This is a genomic window from Acinetobacter sp. Gutcm_16 (assembly GCF_028649355.1).
GTDB classification, from domain to species: domain Bacteria; phylum Pseudomonadota; class Gammaproteobacteria; order Pseudomonadales; family Moraxellaceae; genus Acinetobacter; species Acinetobacter johnsonii.
Map to the genome: position 1 here is coordinate 1 of NZ_JAQSUV010000006.1, position 24,942 is coordinate 24,942.

Annotated in this window: 25 protein-coding genes; 13 read left to right on the forward strand and 12 right to left on the reverse strand. The window is 43.0% G+C overall.

Annotated elements, in window-relative coordinates; all coding sequences use genetic code 11:
- Positions 1-1,049: 1,049 nt before the first annotated feature.
- Positions 1,050-2,282 (reverse strand): tyrosine--tRNA ligase, encoded by a 1,233-nt coding sequence (gene tyrS / locus PTT44_RS00045; protein WP_101495492.1) that lies wholly within the window; start codon positions 2,280-2,282, stop codon positions 1,050-1,052.
- A gap of 63 nt (positions 2,283-2,345) precedes the next feature.
- Between tyrS and PTT44_RS00050 the strand changes: the two genes are divergently transcribed.
- Positions 2,346-3,473, forward strand: coding sequence for an anhydro-N-acetylmuramic acid kinase (locus PTT44_RS00050; protein ID WP_126039055.1), 1,128 nt, complete (start codon positions 2,346-2,348; stop codon positions 3,471-3,473).
- 111 nt (positions 3,474-3,584) lie between these two features.
- Here PTT44_RS00050 and PTT44_RS00055 read toward each other — a convergent pair whose 3' ends face one another.
- The 4 genes from PTT44_RS00055 to PTT44_RS00070 form a co-directional block, all read right to left on the reverse strand.
- The gene (locus PTT44_RS00055; protein ID WP_126039058.1) at positions 3,585-4,868 is read right to left on the reverse strand and encodes a lytic murein transglycosylase; all 1,284 of its coding nucleotides are present in this window, start codon (positions 4,866-4,868) and stop codon (positions 3,585-3,587) included.
- Positions 4,869-5,620: 752 nt separating this feature from the next.
- Positions 5,621-6,742 carry a 5-(carboxyamino)imidazole ribonucleotide synthase gene (locus PTT44_RS00060; RefSeq protein WP_168159921.1) on the reverse strand — a complete coding sequence of 374 codons (1,122 nt, stop codon included), beginning with the start codon at positions 6,740-6,742 and terminating at the stop codon, positions 5,621-5,623.
- Positions 6,743-6,757: 15 nt separating this feature from the next.
- On the reverse strand, positions 6,758-7,270 hold the full coding sequence (gene purE, locus PTT44_RS00065; RefSeq protein WP_004697498.1) for a 5-(carboxyamino)imidazole ribonucleotide mutase: 513 nt from the start codon (positions 7,268-7,270) through the stop codon (positions 6,758-6,760).
- Positions 7,271-7,462: 192 nt separating this feature from the next.
- The gene (locus PTT44_RS00070; protein ID WP_168159919.1) at positions 7,463-7,801 is read right to left on the reverse strand and encodes a DMT family protein; all 339 of its coding nucleotides are present in this window, start codon (positions 7,799-7,801) and stop codon (positions 7,463-7,465) included.
- Between the two features lie 255 nt (positions 7,802-8,056).
- Here PTT44_RS00070 and mpl point away from each other — a divergent pair, with 255 nt between their 5' ends.
- Positions 8,057-9,424, forward strand: coding sequence for a UDP-N-acetylmuramate:L-alanyl-gamma-D-glutamyl-meso-diaminopimelate ligase (mpl, locus tag PTT44_RS00075; protein WP_160362282.1), 1,368 nt, complete (start codon positions 8,057-8,059; stop codon positions 9,422-9,424).
- 58 nt (positions 9,425-9,482) lie between these two features.
- On the opposite strand, the gene PTT44_RS00080 is transcribed toward mpl, so the two are convergent.
- The 3 genes from PTT44_RS00080 to PTT44_RS00090 form a co-directional block, all read right to left on the reverse strand.
- On the reverse strand, positions 9,483-9,857 hold the full coding sequence (locus PTT44_RS00080) for a hypothetical protein (protein WP_168159918.1): 375 nt from the start codon (positions 9,855-9,857) through the stop codon (positions 9,483-9,485).
- A gap of 92 nt (positions 9,858-9,949) precedes the next feature.
- On the reverse strand, positions 9,950-10,234 hold the full coding sequence (locus tag PTT44_RS00085) for a GNAT family N-acetyltransferase (RefSeq protein WP_087015030.1): 285 nt from the start codon (positions 10,232-10,234) through the stop codon (positions 9,950-9,952).
- A 39-nt stretch (positions 10,235-10,273) separates the two neighbouring features.
- A complete protein-coding gene (locus PTT44_RS00090; RefSeq protein WP_159126921.1) occupies positions 10,274-10,558 on the reverse strand; it encodes a GNAT family N-acetyltransferase in 285 nt (94 codons plus the stop codon).
- A 398-nt stretch (positions 10,559-10,956) separates the two neighbouring features.
- On the opposite strand from PTT44_RS00090, the gene PTT44_RS00095 reads away from it, so the two are divergent.
- From PTT44_RS00095 to PTT44_RS00105, 3 genes are all read left to right on the forward strand, one after another.
- Positions 10,957-11,922, forward strand: a complete 966-nt coding sequence (locus PTT44_RS00095) for a TerC family protein (RefSeq protein ID WP_004697489.1) — start codon at positions 10,957-10,959, stop codon at positions 11,920-11,922.
- A gap of 184 nt (positions 11,923-12,106) precedes the next feature.
- The gene (locus tag PTT44_RS00100; RefSeq protein ID WP_168159917.1) at positions 12,107-12,469 is read left to right on the forward strand and encodes a hypothetical protein; all 363 of its coding nucleotides are present in this window, start codon (positions 12,107-12,109) and stop codon (positions 12,467-12,469) included.
- A 3-nt stretch (positions 12,470-12,472) separates the two neighbouring features.
- Positions 12,473-13,633, forward strand: coding sequence for a glutathionylspermidine synthase family protein (locus PTT44_RS00105; protein ID WP_168159916.1), 1,161 nt, complete (start codon positions 12,473-12,475; stop codon positions 13,631-13,633).
- 381 nt (positions 13,634-14,014) lie between these two features.
- Here PTT44_RS00105 and PTT44_RS00110 read toward each other — a convergent pair whose 3' ends face one another.
- Positions 14,015-14,488, reverse strand: coding sequence for a hypothetical protein (locus tag PTT44_RS00110; protein ID WP_058870669.1), 474 nt, complete (start codon positions 14,486-14,488; stop codon positions 14,015-14,017).
- 328 nt (positions 14,489-14,816) lie between these two features.
- Between PTT44_RS00110 and guaD the strand changes: the two genes are divergently transcribed.
- The 3 genes from guaD (at position 14,817) to PTT44_RS00125 (ending at position 17,311) form a co-directional block, all read left to right on the forward strand.
- The gene (guaD, locus tag PTT44_RS00115) at positions 14,817-16,133 is read left to right on the forward strand and encodes a guanine deaminase (RefSeq protein WP_168159915.1); all 1,317 of its coding nucleotides are present in this window, start codon (positions 14,817-14,819) and stop codon (positions 16,131-16,133) included.
- Between the two features lie 225 nt (positions 16,134-16,358).
- Positions 16,359-16,886 carry a hypoxanthine phosphoribosyltransferase gene (gene hpt / locus PTT44_RS00120; RefSeq protein WP_004697480.1) on the forward strand — a complete coding sequence of 176 codons (528 nt, stop codon included), beginning with the start codon at positions 16,359-16,361 and terminating at the stop codon, positions 16,884-16,886.
- A gap of 173 nt (positions 16,887-17,059) precedes the next feature.
- Positions 17,060-17,311: a GlsB/YeaQ/YmgE family stress response membrane protein gene (locus PTT44_RS00125; RefSeq protein WP_004977734.1), complete on the forward strand. Its 252-nt coding sequence runs from the start codon at positions 17,060-17,062 to the stop codon at positions 17,309-17,311.
- Positions 17,312-17,368: 57 nt separating this feature from the next.
- Here PTT44_RS00125 and PTT44_RS00130 read toward each other — a convergent pair whose 3' ends face one another.
- Positions 17,369-18,070 (reverse strand): DsbC family protein, encoded by a 702-nt coding sequence (locus PTT44_RS00130; protein WP_004697476.1) that lies wholly within the window; start codon positions 18,068-18,070, stop codon positions 17,369-17,371.
- 106 nt (positions 18,071-18,176) lie between these two features.
- Positions 18,177-19,148 (reverse strand): CDF family Co(II)/Ni(II) efflux transporter DmeF, encoded by a 972-nt coding sequence (gene dmeF / locus PTT44_RS00135; RefSeq protein WP_273795500.1) that lies wholly within the window; start codon positions 19,146-19,148, stop codon positions 18,177-18,179.
- A 56-nt stretch (positions 19,149-19,204) separates the two neighbouring features.
- Here dmeF and PTT44_RS00140 point away from each other — a divergent pair, with 56 nt between their 5' ends.
- On the forward strand, positions 19,205-19,471 hold the full coding sequence (locus PTT44_RS00140) for a metal/formaldehyde-sensitive transcriptional repressor (protein WP_168159913.1): 267 nt from the start codon (positions 19,205-19,207) through the stop codon (positions 19,469-19,471).
- 133 nt (positions 19,472-19,604) lie between these two features.
- Positions 19,605-20,789 carry an MFS transporter gene (locus PTT44_RS00145; RefSeq protein ID WP_435781944.1) on the forward strand — a complete coding sequence of 395 codons (1,185 nt, stop codon included), beginning with the start codon at positions 19,605-19,607 and terminating at the stop codon, positions 20,787-20,789.
- 74 nt (positions 20,790-20,863) lie between these two features.
- Here the strand turns inward: PTT44_RS00145 and PTT44_RS00150 are convergent, their stop codons facing one another.
- Complete coding sequence (locus tag PTT44_RS00150; protein ID WP_168159912.1) at positions 20,864-21,787, reverse strand: LysR substrate-binding domain-containing protein; 924 nt, start codon at positions 21,785-21,787, stop codon at positions 20,864-20,866.
- Positions 21,788-22,034: 247 nt separating this feature from the next.
- Between PTT44_RS00150 and PTT44_RS00155 the strand changes: the two genes are divergently transcribed.
- The 3 genes from PTT44_RS00155 to ttdB are packed head-to-tail and all read left to right on the forward strand — an operon-like array spanning position 22,035 to position 24,900.
- Positions 22,035-23,336, forward strand: a complete 1,302-nt coding sequence (locus PTT44_RS00155) for an MFS transporter (RefSeq protein ID WP_168159911.1) — start codon at positions 22,035-22,037, stop codon at positions 23,334-23,336.
- A gap of 59 nt (positions 23,337-23,395) precedes the next feature.
- Positions 23,396-24,295: a L(+)-tartrate dehydratase subunit alpha gene (ttdA, locus tag PTT44_RS00160; protein ID WP_062031161.1), complete on the forward strand. Its 900-nt coding sequence runs from the start codon at positions 23,396-23,398 to the stop codon at positions 24,293-24,295.
- Positions 24,292-24,900, forward strand: coding sequence for a L(+)-tartrate dehydratase subunit beta (gene ttdB / locus PTT44_RS00165; protein WP_168159910.1), 609 nt, complete (start codon positions 24,292-24,294; stop codon positions 24,898-24,900). Before ttdA ends, ttdB begins: the two co-directional genes overlap by 4 nt.
- Positions 24,901-24,942: the final 42 nt, after the last annotated feature.

The window sequence follows — 24,942 nt, forward strand, 5'->3', positions numbered from 1 at the left end:
CGTTCGTTTCCGTCTATCTCGTCGGTATGGGGTGCATTCTAGAGGATTTCTAAAGCTTTGCAACCCCCAAATTCACTTATTTGAAACGGGCGTTGGTTTTTTCTACAAAACTTAAGAAAAATCGTATTTTTCATCTATTTTTTGATCATATTTATCATTTTTTCTCTTATTTCTTTCAAGATGAGCATTGCATTTCCAATCTTTAAAAGTCTTTTAAGTTTAAAATTTAAGCCTTAACATTTATTTTTTCTTTAGGATGAGTCTTATCAATCTTCTAGCAACATTTTCAGACTTAAAATCGCCCAGTATTTATTTCATCTCTGTATTTTTGATAAATCATCTTTCTAAAGACGTAGTTCTTTTATATTTGATACATGCCTAAGCTGAAAAACTGCCACATCGCTACAAAGGCACCTAATTATTTAACAAGAATGGAGTGCTTAGTCTGTTTTTATTTCATTCGCATACATAGCAAAACCCTCTTCTATGCACATCTCAATCAAAATAATTCAAGACAGAGCTGAAATAACAGCCACGATAAAGCTTAATGATACAGAGCATCTGGATATAAGTAGAAAACGCTGTGCTATATACTGTAAGGTAATGACCATCTTTATTGAAAAGTCTGTTGCACCTAACTTTTATGACAACTCGTTATTTGTCTGCGAGAAACTGATTTTAAAAACTAAATTTTTGCCAATAAAAAAGGAAGAGATCTCTCCCAAAACCTCTTCCTCGGAGTTAGATCGTTATCTGATCCATAGATGTCATTATTGTAGTTATCTTAAAAAGCCCCTTAGGGAAGAGACTTGAAAACTGTGGAGAGTTATTCTTATTGCCCCTTCTAGCGATGTTAAAAACATCAACTAGACGTTGAAATCTTATACACACTCATTTTAAATTGCAATATTTTTGGAAAAAATTAAGCATTGTTTTTATAAGGTTTTTTTTGAATTTACTTATTTGATTTTTTTATAAAGATTAAAAAATACAAAGCAGGCCGAAGCCTGCTTTTATATCAATAACTTAAAGCATATATATGCACTGACTTAGTCTGTAAAAGTGACTTTCGCAATGGCTTTTTTACCCGACTGGATAATTAAAGTGACATTTTCTTTAACAGAGAAACTCATATCGACCACGTTCCAATCGACTTTGACCGCACCACGACCCACGGCATCTTTTGCCGCTGCAGCATTTGGGTTTAAGCCCGCTACGCGAAGAATTGTTGCAATAAACAACTCGCCACCAAATTCTGCACGTGAAATTGTCACTTCAGGTGTTCCTTCGGGTAACTCACCCTCAGTAATCAGATTGCCTGCACCTTTATGTGCATTTTCTGCCGCTTCTGCACCATGGAAACGCTCTACCAACTCAAGCGCAAGAATCTTTTTCACTTCTTGTGGATTACGCCCTTCAGCAATTTCGTTTAGCAGGACTTTAATGTCTTCAACGGATTTAAAGCTGAGTAAATCGAAATAGCGTTCAATTAATGCATCTGGCATCGAAAGGACTTTTTGATACATCGCGCCTGGTGCATCAAATACGCCAATATAGTTACCCAAAGACTTAGACATTTTGTTCACACCGTCTAAACCTTCAAGGATTGGTACAGTAATGCAGACTTGTGCTTCTTGATCATAACGACCTTGAAGTGTACGCCCCATCAATAAGTTAAAGGTTTGGTCTGTACCGCCTAATTCAACATCCGCCTCAAGGGCAATCGAGTCATAGCCTTGAACCAATGGATACAAAAACTCATGAATTGCAATCGGTTGATGGTTGTTATAACGCTTGGTGAAGTCATCACGCTCAAGCATACGTGCAACCGTTTGCTGTGAGGCCAATTGAATCAAGTCAGCAGCCGTTTTTTCGGCAAACCATTCAGAGTTAAAACGCACTTTGGTTTTATTTGGATCAAGAATTTTAAACACCTGTTCTTGATACGTTTTTGCATTTTCAAGCACTTGCTCACGCGACAATGGTGGGCGTGTTGCACTTTTTCCAGTCGGGTCACCGATCATCGCGGTGTAGTCCCCAATCAAGAAGGTCACGTCATGACCCAAGTCTTGGAAAGTTTTCAATTTATTAATTAAAACCGTATGCCCCAAGTGCAAGTCAGGCGCAGTCGGGTCAAAGCCCGCTTTAATTTTTAAAGGACGATTTTCTTTTAATTTCTTCAGAAGATCTTCTTCAGAAATAATTTCATGCGTGCCTCGTTGAATGAGAGCAAGTTGTTCTTCAGCCGGCAGGAAATTTGACATCACAAAACCCAAACACATCAGTTATTCAATTTGTGCGATATACTAACACTTTTTCAGCACATTGCAGGCTTTAGAATAATCATGACAGCGATCTATATTGGGGTAATGACCGGCACCAGCATGGATGGTGTTGATATTGTTGCTGCTTCTTTTGATCCATTGCAGCTTCACGCCACCCTCACTCTTTCTTTCGACCCAGATTTACGCGATGAACTGATGGCACTCACCTTGCCCGGTGACAACGAAATCGACCGTATGGGCAAGGCAGATGTGGCTTTAGCAAAGATGATTGGCGAAGGCATCAATCAACTGATTGAGCAAAGTCATTTAGATCGTAGTCAAATCAAAGCGATTGGCTCACATGGACAAACCATTCGCCACCGCCCAGAGCATGGCTTTACCCTGCAAATTGGTGACCCAAACATCATCACCGAAATCACCCAAATTCCTGTGATTTCAGATTTTCGACGTCGTGATATGGCCGCAGGTGGCCAAGGTGCCCCGCTGGTTCCTGCTTTTCACCAAGATATGTTTCAACATGAAAGTATTCATCGCGTCATCTTAAACCTAGGCGGCATCGCCAATGTCAGCATGTTGCCCGCAGGCCAACCTGATCAGGTCTACGGTTTTGATACAGGCCCAGCCAACATTTTAATGGACGCTTGGTGTGAACGCTTTACTGGACAGCCCTATGATGAAAATGGCAATTGGGCAGCTTATGGCCATCCGATTCGTAGCCTACTCGATCGCCTACAATCACATGAGTATTTTTCCAAAGAACCACCGAAAAGTACCGGCCGTGAAGACTTCAACCTCGAATGGCTAGATGAACAAATTGCAGACTGGCGCAATGACCTTGAATATGACGAGCTTGAAGATAGTCCTGAAAATGTTCAGGCCACCTTAATGAAGCTCACCACGCGCGCCATTAAAAAAGCCATCTATCGCTCCGATATGGATACCGGTGAAGTCTACGTCTGTGGTGGTGGTGCCTATAATTCACACCTTTTAGAACAATTACGTTGGCGCTTACGTAAGCACAATTGGTCTGTACAAACCACCTCCGCGATTGGCTTAGCCCCAACTTGGGTGGAAGCGACTGCCTTTGCTTGGTTGGCCATGCGCTTTATCCAACAACTCAGCGGCAACTTACCAACAGTGACAGGCGCACAAGGTAACCGTATTCTCGGAACGATTACCGCGGTTTAAACATCAAAGTGCTTCTGGTCTTTTAGACGCAACCCAAGCAAATCAAAAAAGCTAGTCTGGTGCATAACCAACTGGCTTTTTATCTATCTCAGCGATTTTTTGCTGTTAATGTTAACGCATCATCAACTTGGCATTTTCCTGCCGAAAGGCTTTTAAAATTTGCTGTCCGGCTCGTCCCGTCGGACTTAAACCTAAACGGATTTGTTCCTGTCGAATCGCTTGACGAGTTTTATCACCAATCAAACCATCCACCGCGCCAATATCATAGCCACGATTCAGTAAAAACTGCTGAATTTCACGACGTTCAGAACGTGAGGTGCCTGCATCATCGGTTGGCCAAGCTGTACTAAACCCACCTTGCCCTTGTAAACGGTCTGACAAATGCGCAATCGCTAATGCATAACTTTCTGCTGCGTTATAACTATAGATTGCATCAAAGTTTTTAAACACTAAAAATAGTGGACCATTTTCACCAGCAGGTGCCATCAACCCCGCTTGCGAGCTAGAAGATAAATTGCCTTGAATTAACGCTGAGCCATCTGCGCGTACCAAGCCATTCTGCACCCAGTAAGACAATGACTTCTTATTGCGACGACTTTCACCACTCAGAGAAATCGCTTGCGGATTTTTTACTTCAAAGCCCCAAGGCTGCCCAGTTTGCCAACCGCGTTTTTTGAGGAAATTGGCTGTTGATGCCAAAGCATCTGTAGTACTCGACACCAAATCACGGCGTCCATCACCATCAAAGTCGACGGCCAGCTCCTCATACGTCGATGGCATAAACTGGGTATGGCCAAACGCACCTGCCCACGAGCCTTTCAGTTGTGATTCAGTTAAATCGCCACGCTGTAAAATGCGCATCGCGGCAAAAAACTCTCCACGGAAATAGCTTTGACGGCGCCCTTCACAACTCAATGTGCCTAGCGCTTGTAATAATGGATATTTACCTGAAATATCGCCAAAATTACTTTCCACGCCCCACACGGCAACCACGGTCTCCGCAGGCACACCATACACTGCCGCAACACGATTCAACACTTCACGATGCTTCGCCAATTTTTGCTGACCCACAGCAACACGCTCATCATCCACCAATCCTGACAAATAATCCCAAATCGGCGTGGAAAATTCAGGTTGGTAATTTAATTTTTCAATCACAGAATAATCTGGCGTTAAATTTTGCGTGTAGCGATCATAACTAGAGGCAGACACACCATTCGCCATCGCTTGGCTTTTTAAGTTGGTAATACAGCTTTGAAATGAGTTCTGAGGGCTATAATCGGAAGTTACGACATTTGAACTGCCTGTAATTTTTTGACCATTAATAATGAGCTCAGCATTCGCCTGAGTCGCCGCTAAAAAAAATGAACCTAAAAGAAAAGCAAAACGGTGCATAAAATCCCTAATGATTCTTTATCTCTAAATTATGCTTTTTACCTTAACACTTTCGATTTCACTTTTCTGAATCAAAACGTAAATGAATATTCATTCTGGTTTAAATTCAAAACCATCTTTTAAATTTAAACCAAATTATCCACAGCACCACAAACCTCAACTTTTGAATTCAAAAACAATCTCTGACTCAGCAAGCACTTTAAATTCAATCATCTTGTTTTAAATTCATTTATCCACAAATTTTATTTAACACTAACAATCAACAACATATAGAGAATTAACCTTCAAAACCCAAACTCAACATTTTTAAATTCAAACTCTCAAATTCATTCAGCGGTCTTTAAATTTATTCTTTTGAATTTAAATTCAAAAAGCATCAACACTTTTGAATTTAAACATTCGATTTAAATTTAAAATGCACTTTTGAATTCAAAACACGCTTACAAAGATATCCACAGACCCAAGTTAACCGAGATTTCTGCTGTTTCAGCTTTTTTAGGTGAAAATCAGTGTCACATTCAATTATGGACTTTGTTTTAAACGTACTTCTCTGCACAAAACTCGCTTTATTTTGCTTTCAGTTTATTTTTCTATACCCTGATTTTATCTAAACGGATAAAAAACATGCAATTTATTTTAAATTTGATCCGATTAACGGTCACTTTTTTCGAAGAGGCGCAATCATGCCTGAATGAATCTAAATAAAAAAGCGACCACTCTTGTGATCGCCTTTTTTAACAACAACTGAAGCTTTAGATGGTCATATCTTCGCTCAGTGCCAATGGATTTGGTAAAATTTTCGCCAACTGACGACATAGCGTCGTGAGTTGAGCTGTATCATTCGGCATTAAAGTCAGGTGACCAATCTTACGACCTTCACGTTCTTCCTTATTATAAAGATGTAGATGTACACCTTCTAAGGCCAAGACTTGTTCAGACTGTGGATACTGACCAATAATATTGATCATGACCGTAGGGCGAACCACTTCAGTTGAACCCAAGGGTAAGCCTGCGACTGCACGAATATGATTTTCAAACTGAGAGCATACTGCGCCTTCAATCGACCAGTGTCCTGAGTTATGCACACGTGGCGCCATTTCATTGGCATACAAACCTTTGTCTGTGACAAACAGTTCTAAGGTCAACACGCCAACATAATTCAAATGATTCAATAGGCGAGTGATATAGTCTTGTGCAACGGGTTGTAAGTCCGCACTATTCGGTGCTGGGACAATCGAATGCGACAAAATACCATGATGGTGATGGTTTTCAGCCAATGGCCACGTTTTCACATCTCCATTTTGACCACGTACCGCAATGATCGAAACTTCACGCGAGAAGGTCACAAAGCTTTCTGCAATTAAACTTCCAGCAGGGCCTAATTCAGCCCATGCATGTTCAATTTGTTGTTCAGAGCGCAATACAAATTGACCTTTGCCATCATAGCCACCTGTGGCTGTCTTCAGCACAATCGGTAAACCTAGCTCAGCAACCGCAGCGCTTAAGCTTTCTAGTGAATCTACCGCTTTATAAGGTGCAACAGGAATCTCAAGCGCATCAAATAACGCTTTTTCAGACAAGCGATGCTGTGCAATGGCTAAAGCCTGACGCGGCGGATGCATATCTTTTTGCTTGGTCAAAACATCAACATCAGACAAAGGTGTATTTTCAAACTCAAGGCTGAAGACATCGGCACTAGCAATAAAGTCTTGTAAACCATTTTCAGTTTTGCTTGAAATCACGGTTCCTAAAGCCGCTGAAGGGCAGTCTGTACTCGCATCAAAGAACGTACATTGAATATTTAGTGGCAAAGCCGCTTGCGCCATCATGCGACCCAGCTGCCCACCACCAAAAATACCGATGGTTTTATTCATGAGGAATGCCCCGTATTAAGCTTGGCCTGGAATATTGTTGCTTGCGACTTTGTCGGTTTGTGCAGCACGGAAATCGGCTACATTTTTTGCAATTTCAGGACGTGTCAGACCTAAAATTTGCGCTGCCATAATCGCGGCATTGGTTGCACCTGCTGGACCAATTGCCAAAGTACCCACTGCAATACCTGCAGGCATTTGCACAATGGATAACAGTGAATCGACACCGTTTAAAATCGAAGACTTCACTGGCACACCCAGTACAGGCAAATCAGTTTTCGCCGCACACATTCCCGGTAAATGCGCCGCACCGCCTGCACCCGCAATAATCACTTGGATACCACGGTCACGTGCTTGTTCAGCATATTCAAAAAGACGATCTGGCGTACGGTGCGCAGACACAACTTCCGCTTCAAATGGGACACCAAGTTGCTTAAGCATATTGGCAGTGTGTTCGAGAGTGGCCCAATCTGATTGAGAACCCATGATAATTCCAACGAGAGGAGTGTCTTGTGAAGCGGCCGCATTCATTGCAATGTTTCCAGAGATAGTTAAGAGAGATAAATCTCGACTAGCGCCAAGCTTTAATAAGAGCCCCGTATTATAGACTGATTTTTCAGCTCTCCAAAATTTAACCGTGCAACTAAATGCAGATTTTTCTTGTTTTTTTATCGTGTAGCATAAAACTTAAATAAAAAGAGGACTGTAGCCTCATTTTTTGATTTATTGGCTGCGAAAAACAAAATACACACAACCAAATAAACACAGTCCTGCCCACAAATAATCGAGCTTAAAAGGCTGTTTGAATAAGAAAAGCATAAACGGTACAAAAACCAATAACGTCACTACTTCTTGGGTGATTTTCATTTCACCCATCGACCAGCCTTGCTGTGACAGCTTACGGGTCGCAGGAATCATAAAACTGTATTCCACCAACGCAATGAACCAGCTAAATAAAATGGCTTGCCAAAGCGGCACACCCGGCAAAAATTTTAAATGTCCATACCATGCAAGTGTCATAAAACAGTTGGCAATAATCAATAAAATAAAGGGCAGGGACATGAAGCAAGATCGCCGAATTCAGGAGCATTTTATTCTACGTTTTTTGCTAAAAAATTCAGCAAATATTGCACTTTTCAGCCGACTTTTTTACAAAATAAAAGCGTTGTTCAAGCCGCAGAATAATTAAACGATTAGATACAAGAATCACTATCTTTTCGCTAAGCGCCTTGCTATGGTTGCTTTCACATCGAATTAATCACGACAACAGCACCAACAATACGTGATGTGTCTATAAAAGCAGTGGAGTGAGGCGGAATGCATCTGCATATTTTGGGTATTTGTGGCACCTTTATGGGGTCTTTAGCGCTTTTAGCACGCGATCTTGGCCACACAGTGACGGGTTCGGATCTAAACGTTTATCCTCCTATGTCGACCCAGCTCGAAAATGCAGGCATTACCTTAATGCAAGGTTATGACCGCAGTCATTTGCAACCTCATCCTGATTTGGTCATCGTCGGCAATGCGATGAAACGCGGGATTGATGCCGTTGAATACATGCTCAATGAAGGCTTGCCATATATTTCAGGCCCACAATTTTTGGCCGATCATGTGCTCCAAGGCAAACACGTACTTGGCGTAGCAGGAACCCATGGTAAAACCACCACCACTACCATGTTGGCTTGGGTATTGGATCAGGCGGGTTTAGAGCCAGGTTTCCTAATTGGCGGTGTACCGTTAGGTTTTTCTGAAAGTGCACGTTTAGGTGCTGGTAAATACTTCTGTGTCGAAGCCGATGAATATGATTCTGCCTTTTTCGACAAACGTTCGAAGTTCGTGCATTACCATCCTAAAACAGCCATTTTAAATAACCTTGAATTTGACCATGCCGACATTTTTGATGATCTAGCAGCGATTCAAAAACAATTCCATCACTTGGTTCGTACCATTCCAAGTGAGGGTCGTATCATTGCTCCGATTACTGAAAGCAATATTGATGAAGTTTTAGAGCAAGGCTGTTGGACGCCTGTGGTTCGTACCTCTTTAGAGGCCCACGACAAGTCTGAATTGTATGCCGAACAACTCAGTGCTGATGGTTCACACTTTAAAGTACTCCAACACGGCGTGGTGAAAGGCACGGTGCAATGGAACATGACAGGGCAGCACAGCGTAGCCAATGCTTTGGCGACTATCGCTGCGGCTGAACACGTCGGCGTGAGCATTGAAACAGCGTGCGAAGCACTGTCTAACTTTGGTGGCGTGAAGCGCCGTATGGAGCTTTTAGGCACGGTGCGTGGCGTTGAAGTGTATGATGACTTTGCCCATCACCCAACCGCAATTGATACAACGCTAGAAGGCGCACGTAAGCGTTTAGGCGAACGTAAGTTGTGGGCAATTATTGAGCCTCGTTCAAATACCATGCGCATGGGAAGCCATAAGGATGGACTTGCGCACTCTGCACGTTTGGCCGATGAAGTGATTTGGTATCAACCAGAAGGTTTGGACTGGGACTTGCAACCTGTCATTGCGGCTGCACCCAACAAGGCCGTGGTCGCACGTACATTAGATGACATTATCCATACCATCGTCAGTGAAGCAGGCGAGGGCGATGCTGTCGTGATCATGTCTAATGGCGGCTTCGGTGGCTTACACCAAAAATTAATCAGTGCCCTAAACGCAGAATAAGCGGTACCCACTAGAAGAAAAAACCCGCATATGGCGGGTTTTTTACAAGCTTATCCAATTAAAAACCAGACATCGTACCCGTATATTCAAAGTCTTTTAGTTTTGCCCAACCTTGAACCGTGTCTCCCAAGCGTTTGCTGAAATACATGATCGAAACCCACTGTTCTTGGCCATCATCATAGGTGCTATAAGCAGTGATATGGTCATTTTTAATCATAAACAGATCTTTGATTTTACAAGCATTGCTCGGTGCTGAATGAAAATATACTCTGGTGGGAGCAATCACTTTCATGCCCCAACGTGGAATGATCTGAACTTCTTTTTGTTCGGCCTTTTCCTCAAGTTTTACACAATCTTCAGCATGCAATAAAGGGGCAACTGAACAGAATAGGGCAATAGATAAAAGCGTCTTCATATACTTTTTCACCATCATTCAGCGCTGCAAAACACAAAATAGAACTGTAATGGCAGCTATATCGATCTCATTTTAGCTTAACATTTAGAATTACGATGAATGGCGAACAATTAAGCCGCAACATCCTCAAAACTTTTCTCACGGCGAAACATCACATCGACATAAGAACAGGTCGGGATAATTTTCAGGTTTTTCTCACGTGAAAAATCAACCAGAGTATCCAACAGCAAACGCGCCACACCTTGACCCCGCAGTGAATCATCGACCCAAGTATGGTTGGCATCAATGGTTGTGTCATCCCGCCAAAGATAACTAATTTCAGCAATGCGCTGACCTTCTGCATTATTTAAAAAAAACTCACCTTTTTGATCACGATCTACATGTTGAAATTGCATAGCATACTCGTTGAATGGATTGATTTATCGTTCTCTATCTTAGTGGAATAAAACATCATGAATAGATGGATCTTTGTCGAATACCGATTTGGAAAAAGGGCACAAAGGTAAAATTTTCACACCCTTATCACGGGCAAAGTTAACCAAAACATCCAATAACTGACGTCCCACATGTTGCCCACGGAGCAACTCACTGACCCAAGTGTGATCAATGATAAATTTATCGTCCCCCGCCCAACTATAGGTCATTTCCGCCACACGCTCGTTTTCTTGCTCAACAAAAACTTCGCCTTTACTACCTATTTCTTGATGTTGAATTTTCATTATTATTCCTCTTTGGTTTACTGTTTTTTTTAGCTTGCCACAAATTGAAGCAAAATTTTGTCTCATTTATATTTCATCTACAATTTTCTTTAATATTTGCTCAAACCATAAAAATATGCGATGCTTAGCTCACTTTTGGATCAAATCCAAAACCAAATTTATGTTGAACAAGGGGAGTAGCCTCCTCCAAACGTGAAAAATCAATGCCATGCATAACTTTCACGTGTCAGATTATCGTCATTACACTTTGCAAAAAGTCGGTATCTGAGCATTTTAGCGCACAAAATACATACGCTAAAATGTAGGCAAGACCTTGATCATGTTGTCACAGATGTTTTATTTCATCTGGCAGCAGGTCAAGGTTTTTTTGTGGCCGATTGCTGGATGTGGAGGATTTCATGGAATCTATCGGCAATTTATGGCTATACCTTGCTTTTTTCGGCATTGTTACCGTGATGCTACTGATCGACTTTTTAGGCTTTAAACAAAAAGAAGGCCAAGAAGTTAAAATCAAAACAGCCGCGTTATGGAGTATTGCGTGGGTTTCCGTCGCATCACTCTTTGGTGCAGGTCTCTGGCTTTATCTACAACAAACTGCAGGTGTCACTGTGGCCAATACCAAGGTCATGGAGTATTTCGCAGGTTATTTACTTGAAAAATCTTTAGCTGTCGACAACGTCTTTGTCTGGCTGATGATCTTTGCTGCTTTTGCCATCCCACCTGCACTACAACGCCAATTATTGCTGTATGGTGTATTGGGCGCGATTATTCTACGTACCATCTTTATTTTTATTGGCGCGTGGTTTGTACAAGAGTTCTCATGGATTCTGTATATCTTCGGTGCGTTCTTGGTGTATACAGGTTTCAAATTCTTCAAAGGGCAAAACGAAGAAGAAACCAATATCGAAGACATGGCGATCTTAAAATGGTTGCGTAAACATATGCGGATTACCCCGCAAATGCATGGCAATAAGTTCTTTGTCCGTCAAAACGGGATGTTATGGGCAACGCCGCTGTTCTTGGTGTTGATTTTAGTTGAAGCGTCGGATGTAATTTTCGCAGTGGATTCCATTCCTGCAATTTTCGCGGTGACTTCTGATCCGTTTATTGTGTTGACTGCAAACTTAATGGCGATTTTGGGTCTACGTGCGATGTTCTTCTTGTTGTCTGGTGCAGCAACCAAGATGCATTATCTCCCATATGGTTTAGGTATTATCTTGGTGTTTATCGGCTTTAAGATGCTCATGCTGGATGTGTTCCACATGCCAATTTGGATTTCACTGGGCTTTATTGTGTTGGTGCTGACCATTACTGCGATCTTGTCGATTCGATACAGTAAGAAACATCATCAAACCACCCTCTAATGTTTTAAAAAGCCTTCCTCTGTGAAGGCTTTTTTTATGACCAAATTTTAGTATGCACAAGACTTAATCCTATGATTTTCTGTGCAAATGCACTGTACTTTATGCAAACAGCTCCCTATGATAAGCGGGCTTAAAACCCTTGGTTTTACCTGTAAAAATAAAAGAACCCGAAGGTTGCTCATCCATGCGTACCAAAAAATTAACTCTTGTTGTAGTGCCCGTTTTACTCACGGCATGTAGCGGTTCTAAAACCCTACAACAGGATGTTTACAATAACCAATACAACTGCTACCAAGACTGGCATTTTGAACTATGCGAACCTGCTAACGAAAATAGTGAATCGAGCTATAGTGGCTCTACTGGGGTTTATATCGGCCCACAATATTATAAGAACAACCGTAAAGTCCGTTACATGGGCCAAGTCTTGAAAGCTCGCGGACGTCATTCGACGGGCGCACCCAGAATCTCGACTCATGTTTTTAGCCATGCCAAATCCCAACCCATTCGTGGAGGCTTCGGCCGTGGCGGGGGCTCATTCGGAGGTTAATACATGAAACGAGTTCTACTGCCTGAGCGCGCAAACTGGCAACAAGCACATCAAGAGATTGGTTTTGACTACTACAACTTGCCGTCGCGGGATGGTTCAATGTATTGGTCAGAAGGGGTGGCTTATGAGTTTAGTCTCAAGCAAATTGAACAGCTAGAAGATGCCTCGAACGAATTACACCAGATGTGCCTTGAAGTGGCAGGGGATATGATTCAACGCGGTCATTATCCCGAATATTTTCAAATTCCCCCAGCAGCGATTCCTTTGATTGAGCACTCATGGAAAAACCAAGCGCCGATGCTGTATGGCCGTTTCGATTTTGCCTATGATGGTCAAGCCATCAAAATGCTAGAATACAATGCCGATACGCCAACGGGTTTACTCGAAGCCTCTGTTGCACAGTGGCACTGGATTGAACAGGTCGAAAATATTGCAAACCGTGATCAGTTCAATAGCATTCATGAAAAGCTGATTGAGCGGTGGAAACAGCTCTATCCTGCGCGTAGCCGTGTCCATTTCGCAGCCTGCCAAGAAGCAGGGCGTGAAGATTGGGGCAATTTAGAATACCTCATGGATACCGCTTTTCAGGCAGGCTTAAATGTCAGCGAACTGTCGATGGAAAATATCGGTTGGAATGGCACAGCCTTTGTCGATTTGCATCAGCAAGAGATTCAGCATTTATTTAAGCTGTATCCGTGGGAATGGATTTGGGAAGAAAATTTTTCACAGTTTCTCAAACCCGAAACTGAATGGATTGAACCGTGTTGGAAAATGCTGCTCTCCAATAAAGCCCTATTGATCGAGCTATGGAAACGCTTTCCAAATCATCCATTCTTGTTAGAAACCCATGCTTATGATGCCCACGCCCACTACGCAGGGAAATGGGTGCGTAAGCCCATCTTAGCGCGCGAAGGCGCAAATATTCATATCCTACAAAACAATGTCGATTGCGGCGCAGCCTCAGGTAGTTTTTACTTCGATGACTACGACAAATATGGTTATGTCATGCAGCGCTGGGTAAAAACTCCGTTGCATGAAGGCATGCTGCCCACCTTGGGACTTTGGATGGTCGGAGATGAATGTGCGGGGATGTCACTGCGTGAAGATGTGTTTGATGTGATTGGCAATGATGCGCATTTTGCTGCGCATTATTTTGTGGAATAAAGTGGCGCTCTAAATCACCTATTTAAAATAAGTGTCCAAAGATTAATGCGGGTCTGTTCAGGCGTTTTAGTAGGAGCACCATCACTTTTAGGTTATTCACGACAGAGTCTTATCTTTTTTAAGTTCGATACTGGGAGCTCAATTATTCTTTTGTTTCGCCAAATGAGAAGCGAAGCTTCGTAAGGAAAGCATTTGTCCTCCGCAAAACCTATTCACTTTCTATAATTAAAAAATTTGTGTTGCAAAAACAATCTATTCCAAACACTACGCAGGTTGCGGATGACGCTTCCGTGTATCAAATAAAGTTTAAATTGAAAAAGAAAATGCCTGTCAACTCTAAAACTGGCAGGCATACATTCGAAGACAATATTTTTTTCAAGCTTAAATGGTATGCGCTTTAACCCGCTTCATATAAGACACTAAACGCGTGAAAAACAAGATTTGCAGGAAGATGGTAAACAGTGAAATAGTCCATTCATACCAATCATCAAACGCTGTGCCTTCTAGATTAAATGCAAAATAAAGCCCCAATAACACTGCACCAAATACAACACCAGCCACAGTGGTTTGTACCAAAATGGGAAAAGACAACGCTGTGATTCGACCTAAGAAATGCTCACCCTCATCACCGCCATTGGCTTTGTAAGCGCTTTGAATCCCGATAAACATAATCAATAAAGTCAGAAGTCCCTCAATACCAATCACACGGACATCACCATAGGGCGAATACATGCCGTAGTAATACACCACTGAAACCAGTAACGCTGTGACTAAGTAATAATTTTTATAATGCTTTTTATCGAGGGTATTGCTAGATAATTCATGTGCTAATGCTTTGGTATTCCAAAAATACATGCCGGTCATTGTCTCTTATTTTATCAATGCCGACACTGTACTGATTCAGCATTTAAAGATAAAGACTTTCTCAACAAAATTTTGCGAATAGATTGAATCATTTAAGCTCAAAGCTTGTGCTTATGTATTGCATAAAAAATCATGATCTTATCGATGGCACAGGTACATGACTGGCCTCAAAACAGTTCAATTTTTTAGAAAATACCGCTCCAGTCTTTCATTTAAAATCTAGCGTTCACAACCCAAATAAAAACTTCAGTAAATAGCCGTGAAAAAAATCCAGTTTACGGTACAATCAATCGAAAAAAAGTCAAAACGCAGGTTTAAAATGTCTTCTGTAGTTGCAACGACGGCGGTTCGCGGTCGCTTCCTAGATATTCAGAATACGGTTGCCCAAGCGCGTGAAATTCACGACCAAGTGCGTTACGTAGAAGATGGTTTACTGATTAGCCAAAATGGCAAAATCCAATGGTTTGGATCTTGGCAGGAGGGGCAACAGCACCTTCCTGTTGGCGTCGAGGTTCAGCACTATCCAGAACAATTGATTGTGCCAGGTTTTATCGACACCCACATTCATTTTCCACAAACAGAAATGGTGGGGGCCTATGGTGAACAGCTACTCGAATGGCTCAATACCTATACCTTCCCAACTGAATTACAATTTTCAGATAAAGCCTATGCCGACCAGATTGCCCAATTCTTTGTGCAAGAACTGCTAAAAAATGGCACCACCACAGCCTTGGTCTTCTGTACTGTGCATAGCGAATCAGTCGATGCTTTATTTGAAGCAGCAGGGCAGCACCAGATGCGCCTGATCGCAGGTAAAGTTATGATGGACCGTCATGCACCTGAAGACCTGTGCGACACGCCTGACAGTGCTTATGCAGACTCTAAAGCACTGATTGAGAAATGGCATGGCAAGGGTCGTAACCTGTATGCGATTACGCCACGCTTTGCTCCAACCTCAACACCAGAGCAATTGGCTAAAGCAGGCCAGCTCAAAGCTGAATACCCAGATGTATATGTGCATACGCATTTAAGTGAAAATAAAAATGAAATCGCTTGGGTAAAAGACTTATTCCCTGAACAGCAAGGTTATCTCGATGTTTATCATCACTTTGGCTTAACCGGTTCGCATTCGGTCTTTGCCCACTGCGTGCACTTAGAAGATGCTGAGTGGGACTGCATGCACCAGACGGATTCAGCCATTGCTTTCTGTCCGACTTCCAACCTATTTTTAGGCAGTGGTTTATTTCCATTGAATAAGACTTGGGAAAAACAGGTAAAAGTTGGGCTGGGTACAGACATTGGTGCAGGAACCTCTTTTAACCAACTACAAACCCTCAATGAAGCTTATAAAGTGCAGCAGCTTCAGGGCGATAAACTGTCCGCATTTGAGTCGCTCTACCACGCTACGCTGGGCGGTGCCAAAGCTCTGAGCTTGGATGATAAACTCGGTAACTTTAATTTGGGCAAAGAAGCCGACTTTGTGGTGCTCGATCTCAAAGCAACTGCGTTGCAAGCATTACGTCAACAACGTGCAAAAGGGATTGAAGATGCGTTATTTGCCCTAATGACCATGGGTGATGACCGTAATATTCATGCGACTTATATTTTTGGTCAGAAAGCCTATGTGCAAAACTAAGTAGCAAATAGCGAAAATTTAAGCAGCTAATCGAGTTTTGAAACAACTTTGATTTTCGCCTCTAAACCAAGCTGCATCCCGCCTGCAATGAAATGATTACATTTCCAGCGGGCAAAAGGGGGTGCATCTCGTTTAGAGATATATTAAAATTAATACATATATAGAGGTGTTGCAGGTCAACGCCTTTTTTATTTTTGATTTTTTTTAATTTTTAGGTATCTACCCATGACCGTTCAAATGAGCGTAATGATTTCTACTGAAGAGATTCAAGCGAAAGTAAAAGAGCTTGGTGCACAAATCGATGCGCATTATGCAAACAGTGATAAGGAACTCGTACTGATTGGTTTATTACGTGGTTCAGTCATTTTCATGGCAGACTTATGTCGTACCATTTCAAAACCACATGAACTCGATTTCATGACGGTTTCGAGCTACGGCGGCGGTACGGTATCTTCACGTGATGTAAAAATTTTAAAAGATTTAGACGGTGAAATTCGCGGTAAAGATGTTTTGGTCATTGAAGACATCATCGACTCAGGCAACACCTTGAGCAAAGTATTAGAAATTTTAGAAACACGCTCTCCCAACTCAATTGAACTTTGCACCTTAGTCAGCAAACCTTCACGCCGTGAAATTGAACTCGATGTGAAGTTTTTAGGCTTCAATGTCGAAGATCGATTCATTGTGGGTTATGGCTTAGACTACGACCAAAAGTACCGTCATTTGCCATTTATTGGTGAAATTGGTCTTTAAGATCAATCGAGAAAAGAGTGGCCGAAGGCCACTTTTTTTTATTTTCACTATTACCTAAGTACATAAAACATACAGTTTTTAGCAGATTCGCTCTACTGCACAGTCGCATTATGCCCGATGATATTTTTGCACATGATGTAAAAACAAAGACATGATAAAAAAGGAGCTGGCTCATGTGGTCACTTATTGTTGCAATCGTGATTGGTTTTATTGCAGGTCTCATCGCACGTGCTATCCATCCTGGCGATGACAAAGCGGGATTTATTGTCACCACTTTACTGGGGATTGCAGGTTCTCTCGTAGCCACTTATGGTGGTCGTTTACTCGGTCTCTATAGTGAAGGCTCTGCCGCAGGCTTTATTGCTTCAGTTATTGGGGCGATTGTTATTTTATTCATCTACAACATGGTCACCAAAAAAACCTAAACGCAGCCATTAAAAAAAGCACCGTTTCAGGTGCTTTTTATCTGTATATTTGAACTCTTATAAGCCCAGTTCACGCCACATATTTTCAATGGTGGTTGAAGGTACAGCACCATTCACTTTAAAGCCGTTTGAGAAAATAACCACGGGCGTCCCTTGTAAACCCAGACTACGACCGAGTTGAATGTTGCGCTCAATTGGATTGGCACACGGTTTTTTCGACGTCGGTTGGGTCCCTTTCGCAATCAAATTTTTCCATGCGAGGGCAGGGTCTGCTTCACAAAACACTTGTTTCGACGGTGCAATCGATTGCGCCTTAATAGCATAAATAAATGTGTAGATGGTCACATCATTCAGTTTATTCAGTTCAGCCTCTAACTGCTTACAGTAAGGACAGTTTGGGTCTGAAAAAACCGCCAATTGGCGTTTGCCGTTGCCTTTAACGCTTTTAATGGCATCTTTTAGCGGCAGCTTGTTCCAATCAAGCGAGTTTTGTTGCACATATAAGGCAGCACTTAAATTTTTCTGATCTTTTAAGCGCACCATCGAACCTGCAATCACATGCTCAGCCGCTTCGCCTAAATACACAATTTCACCATCTAAAGATCCGCTATAAATGCCCGACATTTCTGTTTTTTGGATATTTTGAACATTAATATTTGGATAATTCTTTTTTAAGTTGGCTTGAACACTTTCTACGCTGGCCATACTCATGCTTGCAATTGCACTTGTGAGTAGTGCCAAACCCAGTTTTTTTATCATCACTTTTTGCTCTTTCAATCGGAGAACCACGGCGCTAGTGTAGAGCGTATTATTCAAGCATTGAATCATTTTTTCCACGGCTTTACCGAAACCCAACACGCCGTGCTTATGAACTGGCCAAAGTTTCACGTGGAACAGTTAGAGCCTTGCTATTAATTTCCACCGAGACATGAACAATTTCCTCATGAATCGAGAGCATTGCCCGCACGCGATCCGCAGTTAAGTCTACCGTCGTTTCTAAGGCCAAAATGCAGGAAAACTTGCCTTTGCCTACTTTCCAAACATGTAAATCGGTCAAGGTCGTCTGCGGTAGCTCTGCCAACACTTCGCGAATTTCATCCACCACATGATGATCCATTTCAGCATCTAACAAGGTTTTTCCCGTTTCTTGCATTAATCTCAGTGCCCATTTAGCCACCAGTATTGATCCTACGATCCCAAGAGCAGCATCGAGAAAATCCCAACCCAAATATTTACCAAAAATCAGCGCAATAATGGCAAAAATGGAAGTCACGGCATCTGCCACCACATGCATAAATGCAGCTTTCTGATTTAAATCATGATGATGGCTATGTACTTCTACTGCATGATCATGAGCGTGATGGTGATGGTGATGGTGATGGTGATGGTGACCATCGTGCAGCAACCATGCACAGATTAAATTCACCAATAAGCCTAAAATCGCAATTGGAATCGCTTCGTTATAATGAATTTGTACAGGCGAGAATAGACGCTGAATCGAGTGAAAAGCCATAAAACCCGCCACCACCATCAACAAAATAGCGCTGCTGTAACCTGCAAGAATTTCAATTTTCCATGTACCGAAACTAAAGCGCTGATCATGGGCATAATGCCGCGCAGCACGATAGGCAAAATAAGCCAAACCCAGTGCTAACATATGCGAACTCATATGCCAACCATCCGCCAACAAAGCCATTGATTGGAAAATCCATCCACCAATCACTTCTAATAACATCATGACTGCCGTTAAAATGGTCGCCATTAAAATCCGTTTTTGTGCCAGTGGATTACCGTCATCAAAATGATGCGTATGCTGACGTGATGGGGTATTTTGCATTTAAAATCATTCACCAATATACTCCCCCTTAGTATATTTATTTTTGGAGCAATGTGTTGAGTCATTTGCATGAAGATAAAAAAATTTTAAACCGTGTGAAACGCTTACAAGGACAGGTCAACGCCGTTGAACTCTCGATCACACATCCCGATGCCAGTTGTATCGACGTTTTACAGCAAGTCGCTGCTATTAAAGGCGCGGTCAATGGGCTGATGAATGAACTGGTTGAAGCACACTTACGCCATCATGTATTAGCACAAGCTGAACAGGTCAATGAAGAGGAGTTGGCTGAGTTCTTAAAACTGCTGAAACGCTATAGCTAAGTTTTATTGCGTTCTTTTTCAAGTTTTTAGTTGACCATTTTTTCCACAAACCGATACACTGTTGCACTCTATCCTTTTTCTCTTGGGCATCAAAATATTCTTGTTTTGACCGAGAGAGCCGCATGGCATTTGCATGACAACAAGCACTTCTTGGCGTCCATTTTGTATGGTCAGCCTCGCCTTAATGATGGGAACGATGGGGACTGCCTTAGCCAGTCCACTTTACCCGCTGTATCAAGCCTTATGGCATCTGGTGCCGAGTCAGATCACCTATATTTTTGTGGCTTATATGTTTGGTTGTCTCGCTACTTTACTGTTTCTTGGCCGGACCAGTAATAGCATTGGCTATTTACGCACCTTACAAGTAGGGTTGGTGTTTATTAGCATCGGGTTGGTGATTTCCGCTTATGCTTCTGATGCTCTCATTTTATCTTTGGGGCGCTTTATTATTGGTATTGCATCTGGTTTGATGACCACTTCGGCCTTACTGGGACTGATGTATACCGTGCCCAAAAGCCATCAACAGATTGCACCACAACTCAGTTCGATTATTACCGCAGTAGGCTTTGGCTTAGGCCCACTGATTGGTGGCCTGATAGCTCAATTTTCAGAATATCCGTTGGTCAGTCCTTATCTACCCGTTATTCTTGGCGCTGTACTGTGTTTCTTTGGTTTATTTTGGGTTGAGTCTCCTACGTTTACCTCACAGCCCTTTAGTATTGCCCCCAAGCTACTCCGACCAGAAGTGCAATATCATCAGTTGTTTTTGATCGTTGGATTTACCGCATTTAGTGCCTTTGCCGCGTTTAGTTTATTTGCATCCTTATCCCCGTCATTTGTGCGGGATATTTTGCCGTGGCACGGCCCCCTCATTAGCGGTTCAGCCATTACCAGTATTCTCATTATCTCTGCCGTGGTGCAGTATTTTGCTAGAAGTATTCCTGCTTATAAGTGCCTCAACTATGGCTTAATTACCTTGATTGCAAGCTTAGGCATTTTGGCGCTGTGTATGCTATTTCAACTGAGTGCATTTTTCTTTATCAGTGATTTTCTCGTTGGTGTCGGACATGGCCTGACCTTGATTGGTTCCTTTGGTCTCATTCATGCCATGACCAGCTTAGAGAATCGTGCTGCAGTGATGTCGACTTATCTTTTTATTGGTTATTTGGGTACGATTGTGCCCATTGTGGCCGTCGGATATCTGGCAGATCACTTTGGATTAAGTTTCGGGGTCATTAGCTTTTGCATTGCCATCGCTTTATTGTGTTTTTATCTGTGGTTTGCGCATAAAAGCAGTATACGTCTAGCTTCTGCATAGAAAGAGCGAAGTCAAAATCATTTGGATTTAGATCGTTCTTCAGATGCCATTTTTCAGTTGATCCTTGCTATAACTTAGGTTCTTTTCTTGTTGGCATGGGCTAAGTCCGTATGTTCATTTAAATACTGGCTTAAATGTTCTAAAAAATAGGACACTCTTGGTGAGTGCTCGAGCCGATCCATATAAATCGCATAGATATCGGCAGGGGGCGTCTCATAGTCCTGCAAAACTTGGACTAAACGACCACTTTTTAAATACTTGGCCACGTCCCATTCAGCACGCATTAAAATTCCATGACCATCGAGTGCCCAACCAATGGTGACTTGGCCATCATTGCTACTCAATTTTCCATGCACTTTAATGGTCTCTTCCTTATCCCCTTGAGTTAAACGCCAGTTCGCATATGCCGCATCATTTTGTCTTAACACAATGCATTGGTGCAGGGTCAGTTCGCGTGGCGTAAGTGGTGCCCCAGCGTGTGCCAAATAACGCGGAGAAGCACATAGAAGCCGTCGATTGGCCGCAATTTTTTTCGCAATTAGTCGTGAGTCCGGTACCTGTCCAAAGTGAATCGAGACATCAATCGCATCATTCGGCAGATGAATCGGGCGATCAGTCAGATGTAACTGGACTTCGATATCTGGAAATTTTCGCGCAAAGTCTGAAATCGCAGGAGCAATGTAGGTTCGACCAAAACCAAACGGTGCATTCACTCGCAGCAAGCCCTTAGGTGTGGTGCGACTGCGTGCCACTTGCTGTTCCATTTCTTCAATTTCTTTCAAGATTCGCGAAGCATTCTCAAAATAAATTTCGCCTTCATTGGTCAAACTGATGCGTCTGGTGGTCCGATTCAACAACCGAACCCCTAAACGCTCTTCCATTTGTGTCAGACGTCGTGATACGGCAGGGGGCGTTAAATTCAGCTCACGCGCTGTTGCAACCAGACTGCCCTGTTTTATTAGTAAACAAAAAAATGCTAATTCGGTATCTGAGCTCATGATTATTCAGTTTTTTGCAAGAGTGATTTAACTTTATATCGATTCATCGGTTTTGCAAAGTCTCTAATATCCCTATCACGTTACCCCCCAAACAACATATCTCACCCAAGCAAGGAAACTTAAGTGAGTCATAAAGTCCACCGTGTAAGGACAACGGTGCACAAACGGGGAGCTGTTTCGCCAAACTCGATTGCGGTGTGACTTCGACCCAATCGGGAGGTAATCGCTACTGATATGGAGATAAGCCATGGACATGGATATCGAGAAACGGACGCTACGCAAAATCACTTGGCGTATTGTGCCGTTTATCATGATTTTATATTTAATTGCCTATATTGATCGGGTCAATATTGGTTTTGCTGCCATTACCATGAAAGAAGATTTGGGCTTTACAGCTTCGATTCTCGGTTTTGGTGCAGGAATTTTCTTTTTGGGCTATTTCCTCTTTGAAGTTCCCTCCAACATTATTTTGCACAAAGTTGGCGCTCGCATTTGGATTGCACGGGTCATGGTGACTTGGGGCATTATTGCTGGCGGGATGGCCTTTGTCGAAAGCTCAACCAGCTTTTATGTTATGCGATTTTTACTCGGTGTCGCCGAAGCAGGCTTTTTCCCCGGCATTATTTTGTATTTAAGCTACTGGTTCCCTGCACGAAACCGAGCAGGGGTAATTGCCTTATTTATGGCTGCCGCCCCTATAGCCACAGCGATTGGTTCTCCTATTTCAGCAGCATTACTGGAAATGCACGGCATCATGGGCTTAGCAGGTTGGCAATGGATGTTCCTGATTGAAGCCATTCCTGCGGTGATCCTAGGCGTCGTAGTGTTTTTCTACATGACAGATCGACCTGAAAAAGCCGCGTGGTTAAAACCCGATGAGCGTGAATGGTTGGTTAAAACCATGCAAGCAGAAGATGCCAATAAGGGGGGGCAACAGCATCACAGTATTTTACGCGGACTCGCCAATCCACGTGTGCTTGCTCTAGCACTCATTTATTTCGGTACCTCAGCGGGGCTGTATACCCTTGGCATTTGGGCGCCTCAAATCATTAAGGAACTGGGTGTCAGCTCAATGACCGTCGGTCTATTGAACTCTATTCCTCCTATTATCTCTGTGGTTGCCATGATTCTGTGGTCACGCCATTCCGACAAAACCAATGAACGTACATGGCATGTGGCTTTGGCTTGTTTAACCGCAGCTGTGGGGCTCGCGATTGCAGCCAGTACTGGCAGTATGTTTGGCCTGATTGCAGCATTAACCATTGTCAACGTCGGCATCAGTTGCTCTAAACCACCACTGTGGAGTATGCCAACCATGTTTCTATCGGGTGCCGCAGCAGCGACAGGCATCGCAACCATTAACTCGATTGGGAACTTAGGTGGCTTTGCGGGTCCAGCCATGATCGGTTGGGTTAAAGACCAAACTGGAAGCTTTGCAGGCGGTTTGTATTTCGTCGCAGGTCTGCTGATTTTATCTACCGTCCTGACTCTCGTTTTAAGTTTTACTCAAAAAAACAAAGCCAATTCGGCTGAATTGAGTAATTCATGATCTTCATTTTTACCTTATTCGATATTCGAGCGAATTGAACGCTTAACAAGGAGCCTCCCATGGACAAAGAACTTGCCGTACAGTCCCTCACGGACACCATGGCCAAATTTACAGCCTATATTGGCAAACGTTTACCCAAAGATGTCAAAAGCAAACTGATTGAGCTGAAAACATTGGAAACCAACCCATTGGCCAAATCAATTTATGATTCAATGGATGAAAACCAAGAAGCAGCAGATCGACTAAACCGTCCCAGCTGCCAAGACACCGGCGTGATTCAATATTTTGTTGAAGCGGGTGCACATTTCCCACTGTTGGGCGAATTGCAGGAAATTTTACGTGAAGCGACCGAAGAGGCGACCCGTACAGGCCCCTTGCGCCACAATGCAGTTGAAACCTTTGATGAGAAAAACACAGGCACCAATACGGGCACTCAAATTCCGTGGCTAGACTGGCGCATCGTCCCTGAACAGGATACCTGTACCATCGATGTCTATATGGCAGGTGGCGGGTGTACCTTGCCAGGTGCAGCTAAAGTTTTGATGCCAGGTCAAGGCTACGAAGGTGTAGCTGAGTTCGTAATGGATGTGATTACCGAGCGTGGTGTGAATGCTTGCCCGCCATTACTGGTCGGTGTCGGGGTATCCACTTCAGTTGAAACCGCTGCACGCTTGTCCAAACTGGCCATTATGCGCCCTGTAGACTCAAGAAGTGATAACCCTCGTGCTGCACTGATGGAAGACTTGCTGGAACAAGGCTTGAATGAAATTGGCATTGGCCCACAGGGCTTAACAGGCAATAACAGCGTCATGGGCGTCAATATTGAGTCTTCGGCTCGTCACCCATCCACCATTGGCGTGGCAGTCAACACCGGTTGCTGGGCACACCGCCGTGGCAAAATTAAAATTAACCCTGATATGTCTTACGAAATTCTGTCACACGAAGGAGTTGTGCTATGAAAAAAGTACTGACCACCCCATTACGTGATGAAGACTTAGCCGATCTTAAAATTGGTGACGTGGTATATCTAACTGGACGTTTAGTTACTTGTCGTGATGTGGCACATCGCCGCTTAATTGAACAAGGTCGACAACTTCCCGTGAATTTAGAAGGCGGTGCGATTTTCCATGCCGGCCCCATCGTGCGTAAAAAGGATGATGGCGGTTTTGAAATGGTCTCCATTGGGCCCACCACCAGTATGCGTATGGAAAAATTTGAACGCGAATTTATCAAACAAACTGGGGTGAAACTGATTGTGGGTAAAGGTGGCATGGGCCCTGAGACTGTCGCAGGCTGTCAGGAGCACAAAGCAGTCCATGCGATTTTCCCTGGAGGATGTGCGGTACTGGCAGCCACTCAAGTCGAGGAAATTGAAGGCGCTGAATGGCAAGACCTCGGGATGCCTGAAACCTTATGGATTAACCGCGTCAAGGTATTTGGCCCACTGATCATCTCGATTGATACCCATGGCAATAATCTTATTCAGCAAAATAAAAACCAGTTCCAAGCCAAAAAGAAACCAGTGCTGGACCGGATTAGTAAAGAACTGAGTTTTATTAAATAGTGCTTTACAGACAGCACCTCAAACGATCCTGTTTGGTGTTGT